21 protein-coding genes are annotated in these 18,923 nt (G+C 58.7%); 13 read left to right on the forward strand and 8 right to left on the reverse strand.

Features of this window, described 5'->3' with window-relative positions:
* Positions 1-90 precede the first annotated feature (90 nt).
* Positions 91-777, forward strand: a complete 687-nt coding sequence (locus tag AB4Z24_RS02440; RefSeq protein ID WP_441705672.1) for an outer membrane protein — start codon at positions 91-93, stop codon at positions 775-777.
* Positions 778-1,246: 469 nt separating this feature from the next.
* Positions 1,247-2,965: a hypothetical protein gene (locus AB4Z24_RS02445; protein ID WP_441705674.1), complete on the forward strand. Its 1,719-nt coding sequence runs from the start codon at positions 1,247-1,249 to the stop codon at positions 2,963-2,965.
* Between the two features lie 5 nt (positions 2,966-2,970).
* On the opposite strand, the gene AB4Z24_RS02450 is transcribed toward AB4Z24_RS02445, so the two are convergent.
* The 8 genes from AB4Z24_RS02450 to AB4Z24_RS02485 are packed head-to-tail and all read right to left on the reverse strand — an operon-like array spanning position 2,971 to position 10,535.
* Positions 2,971-4,056 (reverse strand): protein-glutamate methylesterase/protein-glutamine glutaminase, encoded by a 1,086-nt coding sequence (locus AB4Z24_RS02450; RefSeq protein WP_441705676.1) that lies wholly within the window; start codon positions 4,054-4,056, stop codon positions 2,971-2,973.
* Between the two features lie 11 nt (positions 4,057-4,067).
* Entirely contained in the window at positions 4,068-4,919 is an 852-nt protein-coding gene (locus AB4Z24_RS02455) for a CheR family methyltransferase (protein WP_441705678.1), read from the reverse strand.
* A 57-nt stretch (positions 4,920-4,976) separates the two neighbouring features.
* Positions 4,977-5,471: a chemotaxis protein CheW gene (locus AB4Z24_RS02460; RefSeq protein WP_441705680.1), complete on the reverse strand. Its 495-nt coding sequence runs from the start codon at positions 5,469-5,471 to the stop codon at positions 4,977-4,979.
* Positions 5,471-7,333 carry a methyl-accepting chemotaxis protein gene (locus AB4Z24_RS02465; protein ID WP_441705681.1) on the reverse strand — a complete coding sequence of 621 codons (1,863 nt, stop codon included), beginning with the start codon at positions 7,331-7,333 and terminating at the stop codon, positions 5,471-5,473. Before AB4Z24_RS02465 ends, AB4Z24_RS02460 begins: the two co-directional genes overlap by 1 nt.
* 29 nt (positions 7,334-7,362) lie before the next feature.
* Positions 7,363-7,869: a chemotaxis protein CheW gene (locus AB4Z24_RS02470; RefSeq protein WP_441705683.1), complete on the reverse strand. Its 507-nt coding sequence runs from the start codon at positions 7,867-7,869 to the stop codon at positions 7,363-7,365.
* 7 nt (positions 7,870-7,876) lie between these two features.
* Positions 7,877-9,847 (reverse strand): chemotaxis protein CheA, encoded by a 1,971-nt coding sequence (locus AB4Z24_RS02475; RefSeq protein ID WP_441705685.1) that lies wholly within the window; start codon positions 9,845-9,847, stop codon positions 7,877-7,879.
* On the reverse strand, positions 9,844-10,212 hold the full coding sequence (locus AB4Z24_RS02480) for a response regulator (protein WP_441705687.1): 369 nt from the start codon (positions 10,210-10,212) through the stop codon (positions 9,844-9,846). The genes AB4Z24_RS02475 and AB4Z24_RS02480 overlap by 4 nt, the downstream gene beginning before the upstream one ends.
* Positions 10,209-10,535, reverse strand: a complete 327-nt coding sequence (locus AB4Z24_RS02485) for an STAS domain-containing protein (RefSeq protein WP_441705689.1) — start codon at positions 10,533-10,535, stop codon at positions 10,209-10,211. The genes AB4Z24_RS02480 and AB4Z24_RS02485 overlap by 4 nt, the downstream gene beginning before the upstream one ends.
* A gap of 682 nt (positions 10,536-11,217) precedes the next feature.
* Between AB4Z24_RS02485 and AB4Z24_RS02490 the strand changes: the two genes are divergently transcribed.
* The 11 genes from AB4Z24_RS02490 to AB4Z24_RS02540 all read left to right on the forward strand — a co-directional run bounded on the left by AB4Z24_RS02490 (position 11,218) and on the right by AB4Z24_RS02540 (position 18,918).
* Positions 11,218-12,672: a sigma-54-dependent transcriptional regulator gene (locus AB4Z24_RS02490; protein ID WP_441705690.1), complete on the forward strand. Its 1,455-nt coding sequence runs from the start codon at positions 11,218-11,220 to the stop codon at positions 12,670-12,672.
* Complete coding sequence (locus tag AB4Z24_RS02495; RefSeq protein WP_441705692.1) at positions 12,669-12,911, forward strand: hypothetical protein; 243 nt, start codon at positions 12,669-12,671, stop codon at positions 12,909-12,911. The genes AB4Z24_RS02490 and AB4Z24_RS02495 overlap by 4 nt, the downstream gene beginning before the upstream one ends.
* Positions 12,912-13,116: 205 nt before the next feature.
* Positions 13,117-14,079 carry a hydrogenase gene (locus AB4Z24_RS02500; RefSeq protein ID WP_290990439.1) on the forward strand — a complete coding sequence of 321 codons (963 nt, stop codon included), beginning with the start codon at positions 13,117-13,119 and terminating at the stop codon, positions 14,077-14,079.
* A gap of 50 nt (positions 14,080-14,129) precedes the next feature.
* On the forward strand, positions 14,130-15,728 hold the full coding sequence (locus AB4Z24_RS02505; RefSeq protein WP_441705694.1) for a nickel-dependent hydrogenase large subunit: 1,599 nt from the start codon (positions 14,130-14,132) through the stop codon (positions 15,726-15,728).
* 94 nt (positions 15,729-15,822) lie between these two features.
* Positions 15,823-16,140 carry a hypothetical protein gene (locus AB4Z24_RS02510; RefSeq protein ID WP_441705696.1) on the forward strand — a complete coding sequence of 106 codons (318 nt, stop codon included), beginning with the start codon at positions 15,823-15,825 and terminating at the stop codon, positions 16,138-16,140.
* Between the two features lie 33 nt (positions 16,141-16,173).
* A complete protein-coding gene (locus AB4Z24_RS02515) occupies positions 16,174-16,503 on the forward strand; it encodes a hypothetical protein (protein WP_441705698.1) in 330 nt (109 codons plus the stop codon).
* Between the two features lies 1 nt (position 16,504).
* Positions 16,505-16,996 (forward strand): hydrogenase maturation protease, encoded by a 492-nt coding sequence (locus AB4Z24_RS02520; RefSeq protein ID WP_441705700.1) that lies wholly within the window; start codon positions 16,505-16,507, stop codon positions 16,994-16,996.
* The gene (locus tag AB4Z24_RS02525; RefSeq protein ID WP_441705702.1) at positions 16,993-17,301 is read left to right on the forward strand and encodes a hypothetical protein; all 309 of its coding nucleotides are present in this window, start codon (positions 16,993-16,995) and stop codon (positions 17,299-17,301) included. Before AB4Z24_RS02520 ends, AB4Z24_RS02525 begins: the two co-directional genes overlap by 4 nt.
* Before the next feature lie 127 nt (positions 17,302-17,428).
* On the forward strand, positions 17,429-18,439 hold the full coding sequence (locus AB4Z24_RS02530) for a hypothetical protein (protein ID WP_441705703.1): 1,011 nt from the start codon (positions 17,429-17,431) through the stop codon (positions 18,437-18,439).
* Between the two features lie 34 nt (positions 18,440-18,473).
* Positions 18,474-18,683, forward strand: a complete 210-nt coding sequence (locus tag AB4Z24_RS02535; protein WP_441705705.1) for a hypothetical protein — start codon at positions 18,474-18,476, stop codon at positions 18,681-18,683.
* A 7-nt stretch (positions 18,684-18,690) separates the two neighbouring features.
* Positions 18,691-18,918 (forward strand): hypothetical protein, encoded by a 228-nt coding sequence (locus AB4Z24_RS02540; RefSeq protein WP_441705707.1) that lies wholly within the window; start codon positions 18,691-18,693, stop codon positions 18,916-18,918.
* Positions 18,919-18,923: the final 5 nt, after the last annotated feature.

Consider the following 18,923-nt stretch of genomic DNA (forward strand, 5'->3'; position numbering starts at 1 on the left):
GTCGTTCGCACGGCCGGCCATTTCGTCGGAAGGCGGAGCTTTGCCGCGCGCATGACGACCCGTTGACAGATCTTTGTAAGGAGCAACCAAATGACGTACCGAACGAAACGCCTCCTTGTCGGCATTGCCGTCTTGGGTCTCTGCGGGACCGGCGAGGCAGCGCATGCTGCCGATCTCGGGGGAGCACCACGGCGAGGGCCGAGCAACGCGTTCGTCGACCAAACGCCTGTCCTGTGGCAGGGTCTGTATATGGGCCTCATGATCGGCGCGACGGCTAGTGGTGTCGACGTCGAGAAGTTCGGGAAGAAGGACAAAGCAGACATCGACGGGGCGTCGGTCGGATTCGGCACCGTTGCTGGGTACAATTTTGGAAACGGCCCATGGCTTTTCGGTTTCGAGGCAGACGTCAATAGCGGCGGCTTCGATGACAAGAAGTCCATTGCGGGCCTCGGCACGCTCAGCGCCGAAGCCAACTGGTTCGGATCACTTCGCTTCAGAGCGGGCTACACCTGGGACCGGATGATGATCTATGGCACCGCCGGTCTCGCAATCGCAGACCTCGATATCAAGTCATCACTTGGCGGCAAGGACTCGGTCGTGGCGACGGGCCTCGCTGTTGGTCTCGGCACCGAATATGCGATCGACGAGAACTGGAGAGGCCGCGCCGAGGGGCTTCTCTATGCAATTTCCGACGAAGACGTGAAACTGGCAGGCAGTCAACGTGATGTCACGTGGGGACACGCGACCTTCCGGCTCGGCCTAGTGCGCGGTTTCTGAGCCATTTCGTAACCGCGCACAGCAGCGCTGTGCGCGCTTCCTCTCCCGATGGTTCCCGCGGGAGAGGAACGCGCCGGTGAGCCGTCGTGGAAAATCTGGTGTCGTGGGTTCGAACGAGAACTGCGGGCGCGACGGTTACCGCGAGAGCCTAGGCCTCGAACTCCAAGATGAGGCTTTTGAGTTAGCACATCGACGGGCTGTTATACCCCGACGCGGATATTCCCGAATCTCGAGGAAAAGACCCACTTATTTTAAATCAAAATTCATCGAAGCGAACATAAGTTCGCGAGATGTCTCTTGCGCGAAACGGGGCTCGTCAATCAGCTTTGACAACACTTCACAACCAGGGTGGATCGATTGATCCACGCCCGCTTTCAGCGCGCACTGAAAGCAATGAATTCCAACATTACAGGGGCGGAGCCGTTGATATTCGCGGATCAACCCTCGGCAAGAATTTGGGCGTCGCCTAGTGAACATGAAATCCGACACGACCGAAGATGTCGTTGACCGCCTAGAGCGTACGCGCAGCAAGATCGAAAGCAAGTTTTCAGCCGCCGGGGCAGTGCTCGAGGGCGCCTTGGCCATGCTCAGCCAGCAGCTTGAGTCGTTAGGAAAATTGAATGAGGTCCTGGACGCCGATGCCGTCGACGGCGCCATGCAGGATCTCATCTCGACCTCAGCCCAACTCAGCGCATTGCCAACCACCCTTGCAGATCGCGACGCGCGTCTACACGAGGTTGAGCGAAGCGGACGTACATTGCATGCGCAAATCAAGGAGATGCGCGGCCTATTGAAATATCTTCTGGTTTTTGCGCTGAACGTTAAGATCACGGCGGCCGAGAGCGCAGATGAAGCATCCCAATTCGAAGTTTTTGCCCGGGAAATGCAAAACCGGATTTCCCATGGCGAAACCGAGCTCAATGATTTCGAGGCACGGCTGACGGAATTAGGCGAACAGATAGAAGCGGCTCAGAAACTGGAAGCGGATCTGGGAAGCAAGGCAGCCGCCATGCTCCCAGAAGTTCCCGATCGTCTATCAACCAACGCGGCCGCCATCGGGCGCTATCACAGACAAATTGCGGAAACGACCTCCAGTGTATCCGCCATCGCGCAGCGCATACAGCTCAGAGTCGCGAATGCCCTGTCGACCCTTCAAATCGGCGACATCACGCGCCAACGCGTCGAGCACGTGGAGTTGGGTCTCGCGCTCCTCGCAGACACCGAACGTCAGATGACCGGAGCGACAGAGGAAGCTCGGCTTCGGCTTCGGCGCTTCACATACCGGCTGCTGGCCGCTCAGCTCGCCGACACATCGCAGGCCTTCGACCACGATGCCTCAAAAATGCTCGGCTATATATCCGAAATCGCCGCGGACACCGAAGATCTGCTCAAGCTGCAACGGGCCGACAGCTCCGATGATACGGGCGCCCGCGACGGCCTTCGATCCCTCGAGGAGCGCGTCGCCGAGGCCGTTGCTCTCGTTTCTGACATGGATCAGGCGACCGCAAGTGCCAATGGAATCCGACGATCGGCATCGCTGGCGGTCGACGAGCTCGTTGGCCGTGTGAGCAGCATTAAGAGCGTCAAAGAGGACGTTCAGTTCATGGCACTCAACACGACGGTGCGCTGCGCGCGGATGGGCGATGCCGGCAAGCCCCTCCAGGTCATCGCGATCGAATTGCGACTCTACGCCAAAAAGCTTGATACTGTCGCCGACCAGACGTTCGAGAGCCTGAAGACGCTCGAAAGCGCTGCCGCAGCGAGCGGAGAGGAAGACGGAAATCAAGTCGACGCCAAGTCCAAGCTTGAAAGCGCCGCGGCGCGTTTGCGCGCGGCTGCGGATGTCGCCGAGAGCAATCTCGCTGTCGTAACGGGGCATTGCCGCGAGGTTGTCGATTCGCTGTCGCAGGCAACGAGCCAGTTGAATTTCAAGGCCGAGTTTGGCGACGTCCTGAGTGAAACCGCCGAGTACCTTTTCTCCCAGGCGGGAGACGAGGTCACCGATACCGAAGAAATCGCCGGGCCAGCCGGGGAACTGCTCGAGCGGATCGCGCGCTCGTACACCATGGCAAGAGAACGCGACGTTCACGCCGAATTCGCGATAAGCGAGACCAGCAGCGCGCAATCCGCGGAGGGAACCCGCGATAGCGGCCACAGCTCCGAATTCTTCAGTGAAGCCGCCGCGTAGGCGGCTCAACCCCGCTTCGACGCGCGCAGTATCTCTCCGGCAATCGTATCAAGCGGCACCACTTTCATTGCGGCGCCTCGCGCGATAGCTTCCTTCGGCATTCCGAATACGATGGAAGTTGCTTCGTCCTGCGCCACGGTAAAGGCGCCGGCGTTCTTCATCTCTTCAAGCCCGCGAGCGCCGTCATCACCCATCCCTGTCATGATCACGCCGATCGCGTTTGATCCAGCGGAGTGCGCCGCCGAACGGAACAAGACGTCAACGGATGGACGGTGCCGTGAGACAAGCGGGCCGGGTTTCACCGAGACGTAGTAGCGCGCACCCTGTCGCACGAGCATCATATGGTGGTCGCCGGGGGCAATCAGCGCGTGCCCGCGCAGAACCGGATCTCCGTCGGCAGCCTCCTTAACCTCGATCTCACAAATGGAATTGAGCCGCTTGGCAAACGCCGCTGTGAACTTCTCAGGCATATGCTGCACAATGACGATGCCCGGCGCGTTCGCAGGCATGGCTTGGAGCACCACCCGCAGAGATTCCGTTCCTCCCGTCGAGGCGCCGATGCACGCTACCATTTCCGTTGTCTTGGCCATGGCGCGCCCCGTTGGAGGCGGGAGCATTGCGTCTGCCGTGAGTTTCTTGGCCGGGTCCTGTCCCCGCAAATCGAAAGCGCGCGGTTTGCGCGCGCCAATGCGGGCCTGAGCGGCGCCTTTCACAACCTCACAAATCCGCGCGCCCGATTCCGCCAGGTGATCGGCAGCAGAAATCTTCGGTTTCAGAATGACGTCTACCGCGCCAGCGTCCAACGCCTGCATCAAAGTCTCGGAGCCTTGCTCCGTCAAAGATGAACACATGACCACGGGAATGGGCTTCTGCGCCATCAGCTTGCGCAGGAATGTGATGCCGTCCATGCGCGGCATTTCCACATCGAGCGTGATTACGTCGGGCACCTCGTCTTGTATGCGACGCGCCGCAGCGATCGGATCCGAAGCGACCCCCATCACCTCAATATCCGGATCGTTGCCCAATACCGCCGCAAGCGTTTGCCGCACGCTGGCCGAGTCATCAACGATGAGCACGCGGATTTTTTTCATTCGCTTCTTCTTTATATTTTTTCGAAGACCGTGTTGGCGACTTGCTTGAGAGGCAACGCATATCCCGAAATCGATTCGGAATGGCCAATAAACATATAGCCGCCGGGGGCCAAACACTCGCAGAGACGACTGAGCACGTCCACTTGCGTCTGCTTTTCGAAATAAATGAGGACGTTGCGGCAGAAAATCAGGTCCATCCGATCGCCGACTCGATATTTTTCATCCATGAGGTTCATGCGCGCAAAGCCAACTTTGGCTCTGAGCGTAGGATGAATTCGCACATCGCGGTTGCTGGGCTGAACCGACCGCATGACGTACTTCTTTGCCATGTTTGCAGGAACTGGCGCGACCATATCCACCGGGTAGACGCCCCGGATTGCGGTCGAAAGAACCTGGGTACTCAGATCGGTCGCCAAAATCGAGTAGGAGACGGGGCTGTTTCGGGCAAAGTCTTCGAGGACCATTGCCAGCGTGTAGGGCTCTGCCCCTGTCGAGCAAGCGGCGCTCCAGGCGCGGATCGTGCGTTGGCCGCGCGCTGCGATCTGAGGCAGCACGACGTCGCAAAGATAAGAAAAATGGCCGGGCTCTCGGAAAAAGTCGGTCTTGTTCGTTGTCGCGACATCGATCAGATGCACCGCTTCGGCTTTGATTCCGCCTTCCTCAAACAGATAGTCGCAGTACTGATTTAAGGATGCATGGCCCGTTGCGCGAAGACGACGGCGCAAGCGGCCCTCGAGCATGGTGCCTTTGCTTGGCGGCATGCGGATACCGCTATAGTTGTTGATGTAACGCGCCAACCGGTCGAAGTTACGTTTGCTCAGACTATCGGCATGCGGTGGCTGTCCGGCGACCAATTGTTCCACGACCGTGGCTCCAGAACGCTTATGACGAGGCTTCACGTGCGAGCTTTCAACCGATCCTTATTCGGCAAGCTCGGCTGTCGGTACCGACTGCAGCATTTTCGACTCCGCGCGCGAGAAAAGCCGCGGCAAATCGATCAGAACCACAAAACCAGTCGGACGTCGAACGACACCTGCGATGTAATCCGAACGCCAGCGGACCCCGATGTCGGGCGCCGTCTCGATCTGTTCCGAAGTGAACGGCGTGACCTCGAAAACCCGGTCGGCAACGAGGGCCAGCGACAACATCCGATCCGCCAGCGGAACGTCGAGAACCAAAATACGCGTATGCGGCGTCGGGACGGTCTTCGGCAGGCCAAGGCGCAGCCGAAGATCGATTGTTGGCACACCTTGGCCTCTGACGTCCGTCAAACCGAGCAGGTAGTCTGGTCCATTCGGAATTTTGAAAGCCTGTCTATAGTCCAGGATTTCCCGCACCCGCGTTACCGGAATGGCGAAGACTTCATCGCCGAGAGAGAACGTGACGTACTGCGCTTCGCCCGAGATATCGGCCATCACGCCGACTCCTTGAACTGAGCGTCTTCAGCGTCCGGACCGCCCATGCTGAGGTCCAAGGCGAAACCCTTCACGCGGGATTGAAGATCCGCGACGGTATTGCGCGCCGGGGCGACAGGCTTACGGGACTTGGCAGGGGCTGCTTTCGCAGTCGAGGCGGCTTTTGCGACGACCTTGACCGGGGCGACAGCTTTAGTGGCCGGGCGCCGCGTTGCCGCCGCTTGGGCCGGAGCGCGTCCGCCGGTATTGTCAATCCGGAAGAAGGCGATGCTGGTCTGCAACTCTTCGGCCTGCGCCGCCAACTCTTCCGACGTCGCTGACATTTCTTCGGAAGCCCCCGCGTTCTGCTGCGTGACCTTGTCAAGCTGCTGGATCGCTTCGTTGATCTGCGAAGCGCCGATATCCTGCTCGCGGCACGCGGCGCTGATCTCGGCGACGAGTTCGGCAGTCTTGCGGATGTCGGGAACGAGGCGCGTCAGCATTTCGCCGGCTTCTTGAGCCGCTTTGACGGTATCACCCGACACGGCGCCGATTTCAGCCGCCGCCGTCTGGCTACGTTCAGCGAGCTTGCGAACTTCCGAGGCAACCACAGCGAAGCCCTTTCCGTGCTCACCGGCGCGGGCGGCTTCGACGGCTGCATTGAGGGCGAGAAGGTCCGTTTGGCGTGCGATCTCTTGAACGATGCCGATCTTCTCCGCGATGGTCCTCATGGCGTTGACTGCACGCGAGACGGCTTCACCGCTTGCTTCGGCATCTTTCGATGATTGACGCGCGATTTTTTCGGTCTGCGCAGCGTTATCGGCATTCTGCTTGATGTTGGCGGCCATCTCTTCCATCGAAGCAGAGGCTTCTTCAGCGGCTGCCGCCTGCTCGGTCGCGCCCTGAGACAGCTGCTCGGACGACGATGAGAGCTCCTGGCTGCCAGACGAGACATTCTCTGAGGCAGAAAGAGCATCCGAAACGACGTCGCGAAGACGCTGGACCATGCGCTGAAGCGAGTAACCAAGCGTATCCTTGTCAGACAAAGGCGTCGGCTCGACAGTGAGATCGCCGTTTGACACCTGCTCGGCGATATTTGCGGTGATCCGAAGATTGGTCGTCATGCGGTTCATCGCATCGATGAGATCCTTAATCTCGTCGTTCGTGCTCGTCGAGATCTCCTGGTCGAGATCGCCGATGGCGACCGCCTGAGCGAGTCCGACGCCCTTCGCCAGACCTCTAGAGACGCTGAGAGAGATCCACACAGCGGCAACAACCGAGATCAAGAGCAACACGACAGCTGCGGCCACAAGGACATTTCGGGCGGTTGAATATTGCTCATCCGTTGCAGCGTCCGTCGCCTTCATGTCACGCATGGCAGCATCGTTGATCCGATCTGCTATCTCAAATAATGCGGTCAGCTTCTTGCGGCCGTCGCCCATCGACAATGCGCCAGCCTGAGCATTTGCTTCGTTCGTATTTATCGTCGCAAGACGCATGACCTCTTCATGGACAGAGAAGGCCTCGCGATACGATCGTTCTAGCTCGCCAAGGATGGTCTTCACTTCATCGCTTGCTACCGCGGAGATCGACGGGAGTAGCGCGGTAACCTGAGACGCTGCATCGTCAGCTCTCTTCTTGAATTCGGCCGTCAATCCAGCATCGTTGGTCAGAGCTGCGTTCTTCTCAGCACGCGCCATGTTGTTAAGCGCGTTCTGCAGACTGCCAATGAGCTGGATTTGCTTTACCGGGCCCCCGATCATCTTACCAATCGACGAGTTTAGAGAACTCAGGTTCATGATCGCCAATCCCGCCATGACGCAGGATAGAAGGGTGAGGACCGCGAAGGTGAGCGCGAGTTTGGTCTTGATCGTGAAACGCATGGCTGGGGCTCCGAAGAAGGTTTTTGGCTCTAGGCCGCTGGGCTGAGTTGTGAGGAAAAGGTTCTGCCGCGTGATGCGAAGATCTGGGCGAGATCGGGAAGGATGATGAACTCTCCTTTCCGCTTGACCAGGCAGCGTATGTAATCCGGCCGCCAGCGCATGCCGACGCTCGGTGGTTGCTCGCTTGCGGCGAGATTTAGGGCCGTTACTTCATGTACGCGATCTGTCTTTAGACCGATCAAAGTGGGGGTGCCGTCGAGGTCGAGCTCGATAACAATGATGCGACTATCGATGGTTGCGGCTTTTGCCTCCATGCCAAAGGCTAGTCGCAAATTGGCAAGCGGGATGACTTTCCCGCGAAAGTTGATTACGCCGCCGACGAAGCTTGCGGCGCCCGGCACCCGAGTTTCGGGAGCCATGTCGAGGATCTCGCGCACGATGGCGGCTTCCAAAGCGAAAGTTTCGCCGTGAAGCTCGAAGGTCAACACCTCGATCTCGTCCGTTTCTGTCGAAGCATGCGTCGCTGTCGCTTGCATTGTTCTGTTACTCCGCTGCCCGCAATTGGGCCTCTTCTTGCTGCCCGGCGGCAACAAGATGCACAACGTCAAGTATGAGCGCGACCGAGCCGTCGCCGAGGATCGTAGCGCCGGAGAACATCGCGATATCCTCGTGGAGCTTGGACATCGCCTTGATCACGGTTTGATGATCTCCGATGATTTGATCGACGACGAGGCCCACGCGTTCGGTGCCGGTCGAGATGACCACGACCTTCTGATGGAGCTCTGGCTGGGTGCCGGTCTGGAAGAGTTCGCGCAAACGAAGGAACGGCACCAGCGAATCGCGCAGCGAGATGAAGCTGCGACCGCGCGAGCGCAGATCCTCTTCGACCGAAAGCGCGAGGCATTCTTCGACCGCCGAAAGCGGAATGACGTAGCGGCCCGTCCCGACGCGCACGAGGAGCCCGTCAATGATTGCGAGCGTCAGCGGTATGCGCAGTGACACGTCCGAGCCATTGCCTGGCCGGCTCGATATGTCGATCGACCCCCTGAGCGCGTCGATGGTGCGTTTCACGACATCCATCCCGACGCCACGCCCTGACAGGTTTGTCACCGTCTGGGCCGTTGAGAAGCCCGGCTGAAAGATGATCTGCAAAAGCTCTTGATCGCTGAGCTGTGCGCCCGCCGAAATCAAACCCTGAGCTTCACCCCGCTCGCGAACGCGAGCACGATCGATACCCCGGCCGTCGTCGCTAATCGATATGATAACTTCGCCGCCCGACTGGCGCGCGGCAAGCCGCACTTGGCCAGCTTCAGGCTTGCCGATGGCACGCCGCTGCTCGGGCGATTCGAGACCGTGGTCCACAGCATTGCGCACGAGGTGTACGAGCGGATCCGCAAGGCGTTCGATGACGGTCTTATCGACCTCTGTCGCCTCTCCGTCGGTCGTAAGCTCGATGGTTTTTCCGGTGTCGCGGGCGAGATCGTGAACAAGCCGGCGAAACCGGCCAAATAGAGTGCCTACAGGAACCATGCGCAAAACCATCATGGTGTCGCGCAATTCGCTTGAGAGGCGTTCGATGTCTTCCGATACGGCACGGAGATTCAAGTCGAGGCTCGCCGCTGCGATCTGGCTGAGCCGCGATTGCGCAATGACGAGCTCACCGACACGATCCATGAGTTCGTCAAGGCGCTCTGCGGGAACGCGGACGCTGTCGCCGCTCTTGCTGGTTTGCCGGCCGTCGATGTTCGGCGGTTGCGGATTTGCGGTCGGCGTTTGCGCCTGCGCCGCGGCGGTGGGCGACGCCGGTGCTTCCCGGGCGACATCAGAGACCTTGTCTTCTTCCACCTTCTGAATATCGAGCTCCATGTCATCAATAATGAACATGAAGACGTCTTCGATCGCCGATCGCGGCTGGTCGGTGAGGAGTTGCACCTCCCAAACGATAAAGCATTCGCTTGGAACGAGCGTTGTTAGATGTGGCACGGCCGAAATGTCAGCTGCAATGCTGCATTCGCCGAGTTCGCGCATCTCTGCCAGGAGCGCCAATGGATTGCAGCCGTTCGCCAATGCGTTCGGGGGAAGTCCGAAGCGAATTCGCCACTGCGACGGCGTGATTGCGACCGCAGTCGGTCCAGAAGCTGCCGAAACTTCTCGCTCGATGTGTTCCAGCAGGGCTCGCCCGGTCGCTTCCTGATCTGGGCTGCCTCCCTCGATCAGATTACGCATATGATCCTGTGCTGCCAGCACCGCGGAAATTAGGTTCTGCGTAGCAGCAACCTCTCCCTTGCGGACTCGGTCGAAAGCCGTCTCGCAATGATGCGTGAATGCGGCAAGAGCGTCGAACCCGAACATCGCACCCGAGCCCTTCAGAGTATGGAGACTCCGAAAGACATCATCCACAAGCCCCCGGTCGGCGGGCCGCTTAGAGAGGTCGAGCAGCCCTTGCTCGATCCGCTCGAGAAGCTCATTGGCCTCGACGCGAAACGTTGCAATGGGATCCAAATTCGCGCTCATTTCCCAAGAACTTTCTTGACGATCTTGACGAGATTTTCGGCCTCGAAGGGCTTCGTCACCCACCCCGTTGCGCCGGCCGCTTTAGCCCGCTGCTTCATTCCAGCGTCCGATTCCGTCGTGAGAAAAATGATCGGCACACCGCAGTGAGCCGGAATTTTCCGCAGTTCCTCAATCATGGTGAGGCCATCCATGACTGGCATATTGAGGTCGGTAATGATCAGATCGAACTTGCCTGCATTGGCTTTGCGGATACCATCGGCACCATCGCCGGCTTCGCTGACGCTATAGCCGGCACCCGTCAGGGCGAGTTTGATCGCCACTCGGATGCTTGCCGAATCGTCCACGGTAAGAATTGATGCGGTCATTTGCGCACTCCGTCATGCAACCAGAATTGGCGATCTTCGAAGCTTATTTTCTCGAGAAACCCACCGCGCTCCAGGACATCAAGAACCGGGCCGGAAACAGGAGCAGAAAGCGACAGCCGTTTCCCGGTGCTGCGCGCATACAGAAGCGCAGAAAGAATGAGCTGAATTCCGGAAATATCAGCATCTGAATCCGGCGAGATATCGAGCACTACATCGTTGCGATCTGCAAACGACGCCGATATCGCTTCTTTACCCTGCGCGACACTGCGAATGGTCAAAAGACCAGAAATCGCAACCGACGCAGGGTCGGACTGAATTGGCATTTTCCCCCTCGAACGTCAGACCCCTAACGCCCGCCCCGTGTTGCCTATCAACAAATTGATTGATGAGCCGATATGGGAGATATTTGATGAAACGTCTAAAGAAATGCTGAACATATGTCAGAAAAAGAGGCCGCCGCATTCCCGGTGCTATATCAATTGCCAATTTTTGGCGTTATTCGAAAACGATCGAGCATCAAAAATTGTCATAAATAAATCAAGGCGCCGAAATATTCCGCCCAATATGCTGCCGTCCTCGATCCATTTCCGATAACTGCAATACGAATCGACGACATTATCGGCCGAATCAATTCGGCAGATAGAATCCGGACACCCGGAAAAGAACCGCGCCCGGCAAAATTGCAACGTCTTGTGCGCCTAGCCTAGCCGCACGAGCCGTCCTTTGCACTCGATTGATCTGCTCTTGGCCAATTGCAGATAGACCTCGACGGCAAGACCCACCAAAAAGCAGCCGCCGTGAATGCTCTGAGGATTCCGGCGGACGCCGGCGCGAAATGATTGGATGAAAAATCAAAACGCCAGCGACCTGTATCGTCGCCACGACGTGCAGCGCGCTTGCTAGATAATCAGTGTTGCGTCCACTAAACCGCTGCTGGCGCCGGATTGCGTCCTTTCGTCATGAGCGCTATTGCTAAGTTAGCTGGCATTTTGGAAATCTCGTTTCATGGACCGGGAGTACACCATTCTGATCGTCGCCCGCGACGAGGGCGCGTGGACCGAGCTCTCCGAAGTGATGGCGGATCGCAGCGGATATCGCGTGCTCGTCGCGACCACGGAAACCGAAGCCCAGCAGTTGACGAGAGACGTTCACATCGATCTCGTTGTTGCGGACGAGGGTAACAAGGATTTCGACGGCTGCGAGTTTCTCTCCAATTTACGGGTCTCCCATCCGGATATCGTTCGGGTCCTGGTTCTCGCCAAAAGCGGCAATAGACAGTCGAAAGGCGTCAAGGAAGCATCGGTTTATCAGTATGTCCGCAAGCCTCTTGATGTCGAGCAAATCGCTCTCATCGTCAAACGTGGACTCGAAAGCAGAGAACTTGCGCGCCGTCATCGCCTGATCTCGCGTGAGTTCAAGATGAGCGATGAGAGCATCGCCTACCATCCACCCCACGATTTGCGGCTGATTCACGAGGGCCAGCAGTTCGAAAAACTCGTGTACGCCAGCGAGAAAATGGCGACGATCTGCGAGATGGCGAAGACGTCTGCGAAAACTGACCTGCCGATCCTCATTCAAGGCGAGACGGGAACGGGTAAGGAGCTTCTCGCGCGGGCGATCCACTATAACTCGTCGCGCAAGTCGAGCCCGCTCCTCATGCAGAACTGCGGCGGCATGAACGACGATCTCTTGCAGTCGGAACTCTTCGGGCACAAGCGTGGCGCCTTCACGGGTGCCATCTCCGATCGCCTCGGCCTTTTTCGCGCAGCTGACGGCGGTACGGTGTTTCTTGATGAAATCTCCGAGGTCTCGCCTTCGTTTCAGGTTTCGCTCCTTCGCTTCCTGCAGGAGGGCGAAGTGAAGCCTTTGGGTTCGGACCGGACCATCCACTCGAACGTGCGCATCATTGCGGCCTCCAACCGGCCGCTCTCGCAACTTGTGGCGACGCGCGAATTCCGCCGCGACCTCTATTACCGCCTCAAAGGCATCGAATTCGAGGTTCCGCCTTTACGCGACCGGGTCGCCGATATCTCAGCGCTCGCTGAGTTTTTCGCCGCCAAGCACAGCGAGAGCATGGGGCGCAAAATTCTCGGTCTCTCGGCTAACCTGCTCGAAAAGCTCTCGCATTACGACTTCCCTGGAAATGTTCGAGAATTGGAGAACGAGATCCGCCGCTTGGTTGCATTGACGGGAGACGGAGAATACCTCACGACGCGGCATCTTTCGCCGAACATTCAGGACGCTCCCCGCCGCGGAGCCTCGAACCGGGATCGAGGCTTTGTACCCGAGGGCAAGACGCTGAAAGATCAAGTCGAAAGTCTTGAGCGCCATCTCGTTGAGCAGACGCTCAAGCGCTATCGTTGGAACCAAAGCAAGGCGGCTGAAGAGCTCGGCCTTTCCCGGGTCGGACTTTCGAACAAGATTCGTCGCTATCGCCTCGATGAGGAAAACGCATCATGACGGTTGGACCGTCTGACGATGACGAGAAAGATCTCGCGGAAATCGTTCCGTTCCCCTATTCGCGCGTCAAGCCGAACCGCGTCGCCGACGTCGAATCTGTGGCGTACGGCGCGCTTGCGCGCGAGATCGGCCTCCCGATCGAACAAACCACGGGCCACTGGTGCAGCTACTGCCGAAAAATCTGGTTCGGATATCTGCTCGAAGTCGCGTGTCCGACCTGTGGTAGCCGGCAGGGCTGACGCACGCACGTTTTTGCAAAGCAAGTTTGCTGGTGCTTAGATACTTTACAGCGCTGTTCACGCTATCGACGCGCACTTTTTTCTGCGGCAACGCGGGAACGATTTGAAATAGCGAAGCATTCGAAAAAATTTTCGAACTGGCCTGCTTCTTGCTCCCCTTAACTATCAAGGCGAACGCAATCGCCGGGATCAGGGGAGAAAACGAATGGCCAATCTTCTGTGGCTCCAGGGCGGTGCATGCTCTGGGAATACGATGTCGTTCCTCAACGCCGAGGAACCGAGTGCATGCGATCTCGTCACAGATTTCGGCATCAACGTTCTCTGGCATCCCTCGCTCGGCATGGAACTTGGCGAGAATCTTCAGAAGATGATGCGCGCGCTCGTCAGCGGGCAGATGCCTCTCGATATCTTCGTTTTCGAGGGCTCCGTCGTGAAGGCGCCGAACGGAACAGGCCAATGGAACCGCTTCGCAGGTCGCCCGATGATGGATTGGGTGCGCGAACTTGCGAACGTCGCGGCATATACCGTCGCCGTTGGTGACTGTGCCACCTGGGGCGGCATCCCGGCCACCGCGCCGAACCCCTCCGAGAGCGTCGGCCTCCAATTCCTGAAGCGCGGACACGGCGGTTTCCTCGGCAAAGACTACAAATCGAAAGCCGGCCTGCCCGTCATCAACATTCCAGGCTGCCCCGCCCATCCCGACTGGATCACTCAGATTGTCGTTGCCGTTGCGACCGGCCGTGGCGGAGATTTGTCGCTCGATGAATTCCAGCGGCCGAAGACGTTCTTCCAAAGCTTCACGCAGACCGGCTGCACGCGCAACATGCACTTCGCCTACAAGGTTTCCGCGACGGAGTTCGGTCAGCGCAAAGGCTGCCTGTTCTACGATCTCGGTTGCCGCGGACCGATGACGCATTCGCCGTGCAATCGGATTCTCTGGAACCGCCAATCCTCCAAGACGCGCGCCGGTATGCCGTGCATGGGCTGCACCGAGCCGGAATTCCCCTTCTACGACCTTGCGCCGGGCACGGTCTTCAAGACGCAAACCGTCATGGGCGTACCGAAAGACATGCCGCTTGGCGTCGACAAGACCGGCTACGTGAAACTGACGGCGGCGGCCAAGGTCGCTTCACCCAAGTGGGCCGAAGAAGACATCTTCGTCGTTTGAGCCAAACGAAAAACAATCAATCAGAATCGAAGTAGGGAGCGAGATCTTCGATGTCAGCAGCAGTTCAAACCCTGGATATTTCGCCAGTCGGACGCGTCGAAGGCGACCTCGACGTTCGCGTCGATATTCAGGACGGCGTCGTCGTCAACGCCTGGACCAACGCGGAACTCTTCCGCGGTTTTGAAGTCATCCTGCGCGACAAGGATCCGCAAGCGGGCCTCGTCGTTACGCCGCGCGCTTGCGGCATCTGCGGCGCCTCGCATCTCTCGTGCGCGGCCTGGGCCCTCGATACGGCGTGGAAGACCGAGGTGCCGCGGAACGCCATCCTGGCGCGTAACCTTGGGCAGATCGTGGAGACAATCCAGAGCCAGCCGCGCCATCACTACGGCCTGTTCATGATCGACTACACGAACAAGAACTACGCCAAGTCGCCGTTCTTCGAGGAAGCCGTGAAGCGGTGGGCACCGTTTACCGGAAAGAATTACGAAATCGGCGTCACCATCTCGGGGCGCCCTGTCGAGATCTATGCGCTGCTCGGAGGCCAGTGGCCGCACTCGAGCTACATGGTGCCCGGTGGCGTCATGTGCGCGCCGACATTGACCGACGTGACGCGCGCCTGGTCGATCCTCGAGCACTTCCGACGCAACTGGCTCGAACCGGTCTGGCTCGGCTGCTCGCTCGAACGCTATGAGCAGATCCGCTCCTACGACGATTTCCTAGCATGGCTCGACGAACGTCCCGACCACGCAAATTCCGACCTCGGCCTGTTCTGGCGCATGTCGATGGACATCGGCCTCGACAAATACGGGCGCGGGCATCACAAGTACATCTCGTGGGGATACCTGCCGCACGAAGACCGTTACAATAAGCCGACGATCGAGGGCCGCAACGCCGCCCTGATTATGAAGAGCGGCGTTTTCGACGGTGCCACCGGCACACACAAGCTCATGGAGCAGCAGTTCACGCGCGAAGACCTGCGCCACGCCTGGTACGATGAACCACAACCGGTCCACCCCTTCGACCGCACCACAAAACCAGCGCAGAAGAACGACGTCGATCACAACGGCAAGTATTCCTGGGCCTCCGCGGTCCTGCACGTCCAGGATGGCCGTCTCGAAGCCGGCCCGCTGTCGCGCCAGCTTGTCGCCGGAGGCAAGCATGGCGAGACCTGGCAGCATTACGACCCGCTCGTGCTCAATATGTATCAGAAGATGGGCGGTGCGAGCATTCTACTCCGCCATTTCGCACGAATGCACGAGGCCGTGAAGCTCTATCGCGAGGCCGAGCGCATCCTGCGCGAATTGAAGCTCAAGGATCAGTGGTACATCAAGCCGACCGAAAAGGACGGCCGCGGTTGGGGCGCAACAGAAGCCGCGCGCGGCGCGCTCTGTCACTGGATCGACGTGCAGGGGGGCAAGATCAAGAACTATCAAATCATCGCACCGACCACGTGGAACGTCGGCCCGCGAACGGGAGACGGCATCCGCGGCCCGATCGAAGAAGCGCTGATCGGTACGCCGATCACCGATCCGCATGATCCCGTCGAAGTAGGGCATGTCTGCAGATCGTATGATAGCTGTCTCGTTTGCACGGTGCATGCATATGATGCGAAAACCGGTGAGCAGCTCGCTCGCTTCCGTACAGCCTGATAGGGCCTGGTGTTCTTCTGCGGTGTCTGTGCGAGAGAATAACCACTCGCGCGGCACCTCGGAAACGGCGCGCGTCTGGCATCAAGGTGGAAGAATGAGCGCGAACGGGAAAGACGCGGCGGTGCTGAAGACCATCTCTGACATGATGGCGGCGGGCCTCAAGACACAGACGGAGCCGTTTCCGGAAACCGAGAAGGAGTTCGGTGCGATCCTCACCGAACTTCGCCATCTCGAGCCCGAGGATTTGAAATCGAAGCTGGTGATTAGCGGCTTCGTCAATCGCCCCTACGGACCGGAACAGCAGCGATGCCTCGAGTGCATGTACTATCTCGTGCATCGCAAATGGTGCGACTTGCCGGAGCTTTCGGTGCCCGTCGAGCCGGACTGGTGGTGCCGGTTATGGAGAATTTGATCGAGCCCAATAACAATCGGTCGAGGTGGTGCCGTGGCAGTGACCTTGGAAACAACAAGCGACGATCAACGGCGGGAAGACATCAGATCGCTTCTCGCGTCGGGTCTTGAAACCGAGGTCTTTCCGCGCGCCGACACCCATGAAGAGGTGCAAGCGATCATCGCCCGGTTGCGGGAGGTGGGCAGCGACCTCAAGGCTAAGCTCGCTATAGCGGGCTTCACCGGCCACACGATCGAACACGGCGGCATCGAGCAGCCATGTGAAACTTGCATGTACTATCTCGTCCACCGCAGATATTGCGAACTGCCGGAGCTCGATTGTCCCGTAGAGCCGGAATGGTCATGCCGGCTTTGGCGGATTTGACATGATTGCGGTGATCGGTTGCGGCAACGCCAATAGGAAAGACGATGCTGTCGGCATCGAAGTCATCCGATTGCTCCGCAGCCGCAATGATTTCCGCGGCCGTGAAGACGTCCGTCTCCTCGACGCGGGCACTGATGGCATGAGCGTGATGTATGCCGCGCGTGGCTGTGATGCGCTGATAATCGTCGACAGTTCGCGCACGGGATCGGAGCCCGGATCCGTATTCGAGGTGCCAGGACGAGAGCTCGAAGCGCCGCATGTACCCTCACTTAATCTCCATGATTTTCGCTGGGATCATGCGCTTTTTGCCGGCCGTCAGCTCTACCGCGAGCAGTTTCCATCCGACGTGACCGTCTATCTGATCGAAGCCCGCGATTTGGAGCTTGGGCTCGGTCTCTCCTCTGAAATCGACGCCGCTGCGAGGACCGTCGCCGACCGCATCGCTGCGCGCATCGGCGCCTTCGCATTGTCCAATGCGGCCGGTGCCGCATGAACGAGCATGCATTCCTCGCGATCCGCCGTGGCGCACTTCACTTCACCCGCGGGACCTACGAGCGCTTTTTCAGCTCCCTCGACGCCGTCGTCCTTCTCCGCAACGGCAACGACCTCGTCGTGCTTCCGGTCCACCACCCCGCTGCAGGCGGCTACGTCATAAAGGTCCGAACCGGAGCCGGCGATCGCGCTGTCGCTGCCCCCGACTTCTTTCGCGACAACGGCATCGAAGATTCCGTTGAAATGACATTGCCCGCGATCTGGGATGACGACCGTGCCGCTCTCGTCGCGAGGAACGCGTTTTAGCTGCCAACTAAGTATGCAAACTGAAATGTGAATAGACAGCACTGATCGCTATCAGAATAGTGAACCTCCAAGCGGCAGATGCCGCAGCCAAGAGCTCACAAGAGCCGCAAGACGGGGAGGAATGGGCGTGACAGTCGGGGCGCAGGACCAAGTGCGGGCCGCGTTGGCCGCAGCGGATGCTGATGCCGCCTCGCCCGAAGAGCGTGCCGAGATGCTGATGGAAATCGCGCTCGGCCTTCAGATCAGGCCGCAATCTGGAAGCGATCTCGCTGCGGCCGTCGAACTCTACAGCAAAGCTCAGGAGCTTTGTCCCCCGACGCATTCTCTGTTGAAGGCGCGGATTGGAGCCCGTAAGGCGACGGCACTTCAGGCGATACCGGAAAACGGCACCACGTCGCTCGAATGTGCGCGCGATGAACTCCAGGCAGCGATTCCCCCCATACGCGATCTCGGTGCAGCGGAAGAGCTTGCTGAAGCCGAAATGAATCTCGGTATCGCGTTGCAAAGTCTTGCGGGCGCGGGCAAGGCGCGGATCACGGACGCGATTTCCGCCTATCAGCGGTCTCTCCGGACCTTCGACCGGGTAACTTTTCCGAAGGAATACGCGATCCTTCAAAACAATCTTGCGACCGCGTTCCTATCGATCCCCTTTACGGACGAGCGCGCAAAAATGCGCGAAGCACTTGCCGTGCAGGCCTTCGAGGAGGGCCTCAAGGTTGTCACCTTGATCGACCACCCATCCGAATATGCGATGCTTCAGAACAATCTTGGAAATGCACTCCAGTATGCCTCTTCGAGCCATGTTCTGGAAAACAACTTGCGCGCGATCCAAGCCTACGACGAGGCATTGAAGGTTCGGGATCGCAAGACGACGCCGCGCGAATACGCCAACACGATCTCCAACAAAGCGAACTGTCTTTGGAACCTGCCGGATGACGTCGACGATCCAACGTCGGGCAATCGCAAGAATGTTGTCGCTGCCCGAGACCTCTACCTCGAGGCTCGGGAGATTTTTGCGGCTGCAGGGGAGCAGAGCAAAGCTCGCATCGTTGCGGAAGCTCTCGATCAGATCGATCGCGAATTGCTCGCCGGTGCCGCTCCGCGGATCTCGAACGGACACATGCTCGAAGCTGATTGAAGACGCCAATAAGCCAATAAAGGAGGTGGGGTCGATGATTGGAAATATCCCGATTGGAGCGGCAATTCTCGCGCTAATCGTAGGTTTCGTTGCGTCGCTCGCCGGTGGCGCTTTCGGCGGGGTGCTGACGGGCGGCAAAGCCCTCGGAACTGAGCTCGCGGCTTACATGGGCTCTTTCTATGGAGTCATCGCGGGAACGGCAGGCGTTCTCGTCGGCATCATCGCTTCAGCTTTCATCGGGTGAGACCAGAATGTTTGAGATGGTTCGAAATTCCATTGGGCTCTTCTTTAGCGGCAAGCTTTTTGCTGAACCTGCGCGGGCCTACACCCAGCTTGCAATCGGAATTCTTTTTGCTGCGCTCTGCTTCATTCTTGCGGCGCGGGTCGCGGGGCTTCCGTATTGGGCATCTGCTGCGGTCGCAGGCTTCTTCGGCGGTGTGTTGCAACCACGTCTCTTTCGCGATCTCAGATATCGGTGATCCGC

The organism is Hyphomicrobium sp. 2TAF46 (genome assembly GCF_052114865.1).
In the GTDB taxonomy this organism is placed as follows: domain Bacteria; phylum Pseudomonadota; class Alphaproteobacteria; order Rhizobiales; family Hyphomicrobiaceae; genus Hyphomicrobium_B.

Excerpts from the sequence above, each read along its gene's own strand:
- AB4Z24_RS02440 (WP_441705672.1), top strand. The coding sequence starts at position 91 with ATGACGTACCGAACGAAACGCCTCCTTGTCGGCATTGCCGTCTTGGGT.
- AB4Z24_RS02450 (WP_441705676.1), bottom strand. The coding sequence starts at position 4,056 with ATGAAAAAAATCCGCGTGCTCATCGTTGATGACTCGGCCAGCGTGCGG.
- AB4Z24_RS02460 (WP_441705680.1), bottom strand. The coding sequence starts at position 5,471 with ATGGCCGATATCTCGGGCGAAGCGCAGTACGTCACGTTCTCTCTCGGC.
- AB4Z24_RS02465 (WP_441705681.1), bottom strand. The coding sequence starts at position 7,333 with ATGCGTTTCACGATCAAGACCAAACTCGCGCTCACCTTCGCGGTCCTC.
- AB4Z24_RS02470 (WP_441705683.1), bottom strand. The coding sequence starts at position 7,869 with ATGCAAGCGACAGCGACGCATGCTTCGACAGAAACGGACGAGATCGAG.
- AB4Z24_RS02475 (WP_441705685.1), bottom strand. The coding sequence starts at position 9,847 with ATGAGCGCGAATTTGGATCCCATTGCAACGTTTCGCGTCGAGGCCAAT.
- AB4Z24_RS02480 (WP_441705687.1), bottom strand. The coding sequence starts at position 10,212 with ATGACCGCATCAATTCTTACCGTGGACGATTCGGCAAGCATCCGAGTG.
- AB4Z24_RS02485 (WP_441705689.1), bottom strand. The coding sequence starts at position 10,535 with ATGCCAATTCAGTCCGACCCTGCGTCGGTTGCGATTTCTGGTCTTTTG.
- AB4Z24_RS02490 (WP_441705690.1), top strand. The coding sequence starts at position 11,218 with ATGGACCGGGAGTACACCATTCTGATCGTCGCCCGCGACGAGGGCGCG.
- AB4Z24_RS02495 (WP_441705692.1), top strand. The coding sequence starts at position 12,669 with ATGACGGTTGGACCGTCTGACGATGACGAGAAAGATCTCGCGGAAATC.
- AB4Z24_RS02500 (WP_290990439.1), top strand. The coding sequence starts at position 13,117 with ATGGCCAATCTTCTGTGGCTCCAGGGCGGTGCATGCTCTGGGAATACG.
- AB4Z24_RS02505 (WP_441705694.1), top strand. The coding sequence starts at position 14,130 with ATGTCAGCAGCAGTTCAAACCCTGGATATTTCGCCAGTCGGACGCGTC.
- AB4Z24_RS02510 (WP_441705696.1), top strand. The coding sequence starts at position 15,823 with ATGAGCGCGAACGGGAAAGACGCGGCGGTGCTGAAGACCATCTCTGAC.
- AB4Z24_RS02520 (WP_441705700.1), top strand. The coding sequence starts at position 16,505 with ATGATTGCGGTGATCGGTTGCGGCAACGCCAATAGGAAAGACGATGCT.
- AB4Z24_RS02525 (WP_441705702.1), top strand. The coding sequence starts at position 16,993 with ATGAACGAGCATGCATTCCTCGCGATCCGCCGTGGCGCACTTCACTTC.
- AB4Z24_RS02535 (WP_441705705.1), top strand. The coding sequence starts at position 18,474 with ATGATTGGAAATATCCCGATTGGAGCGGCAATTCTCGCGCTAATCGTA.
- AB4Z24_RS02540 (WP_441705707.1), top strand. The coding sequence starts at position 18,691 with ATGTTTGAGATGGTTCGAAATTCCATTGGGCTCTTCTTTAGCGGCAAG.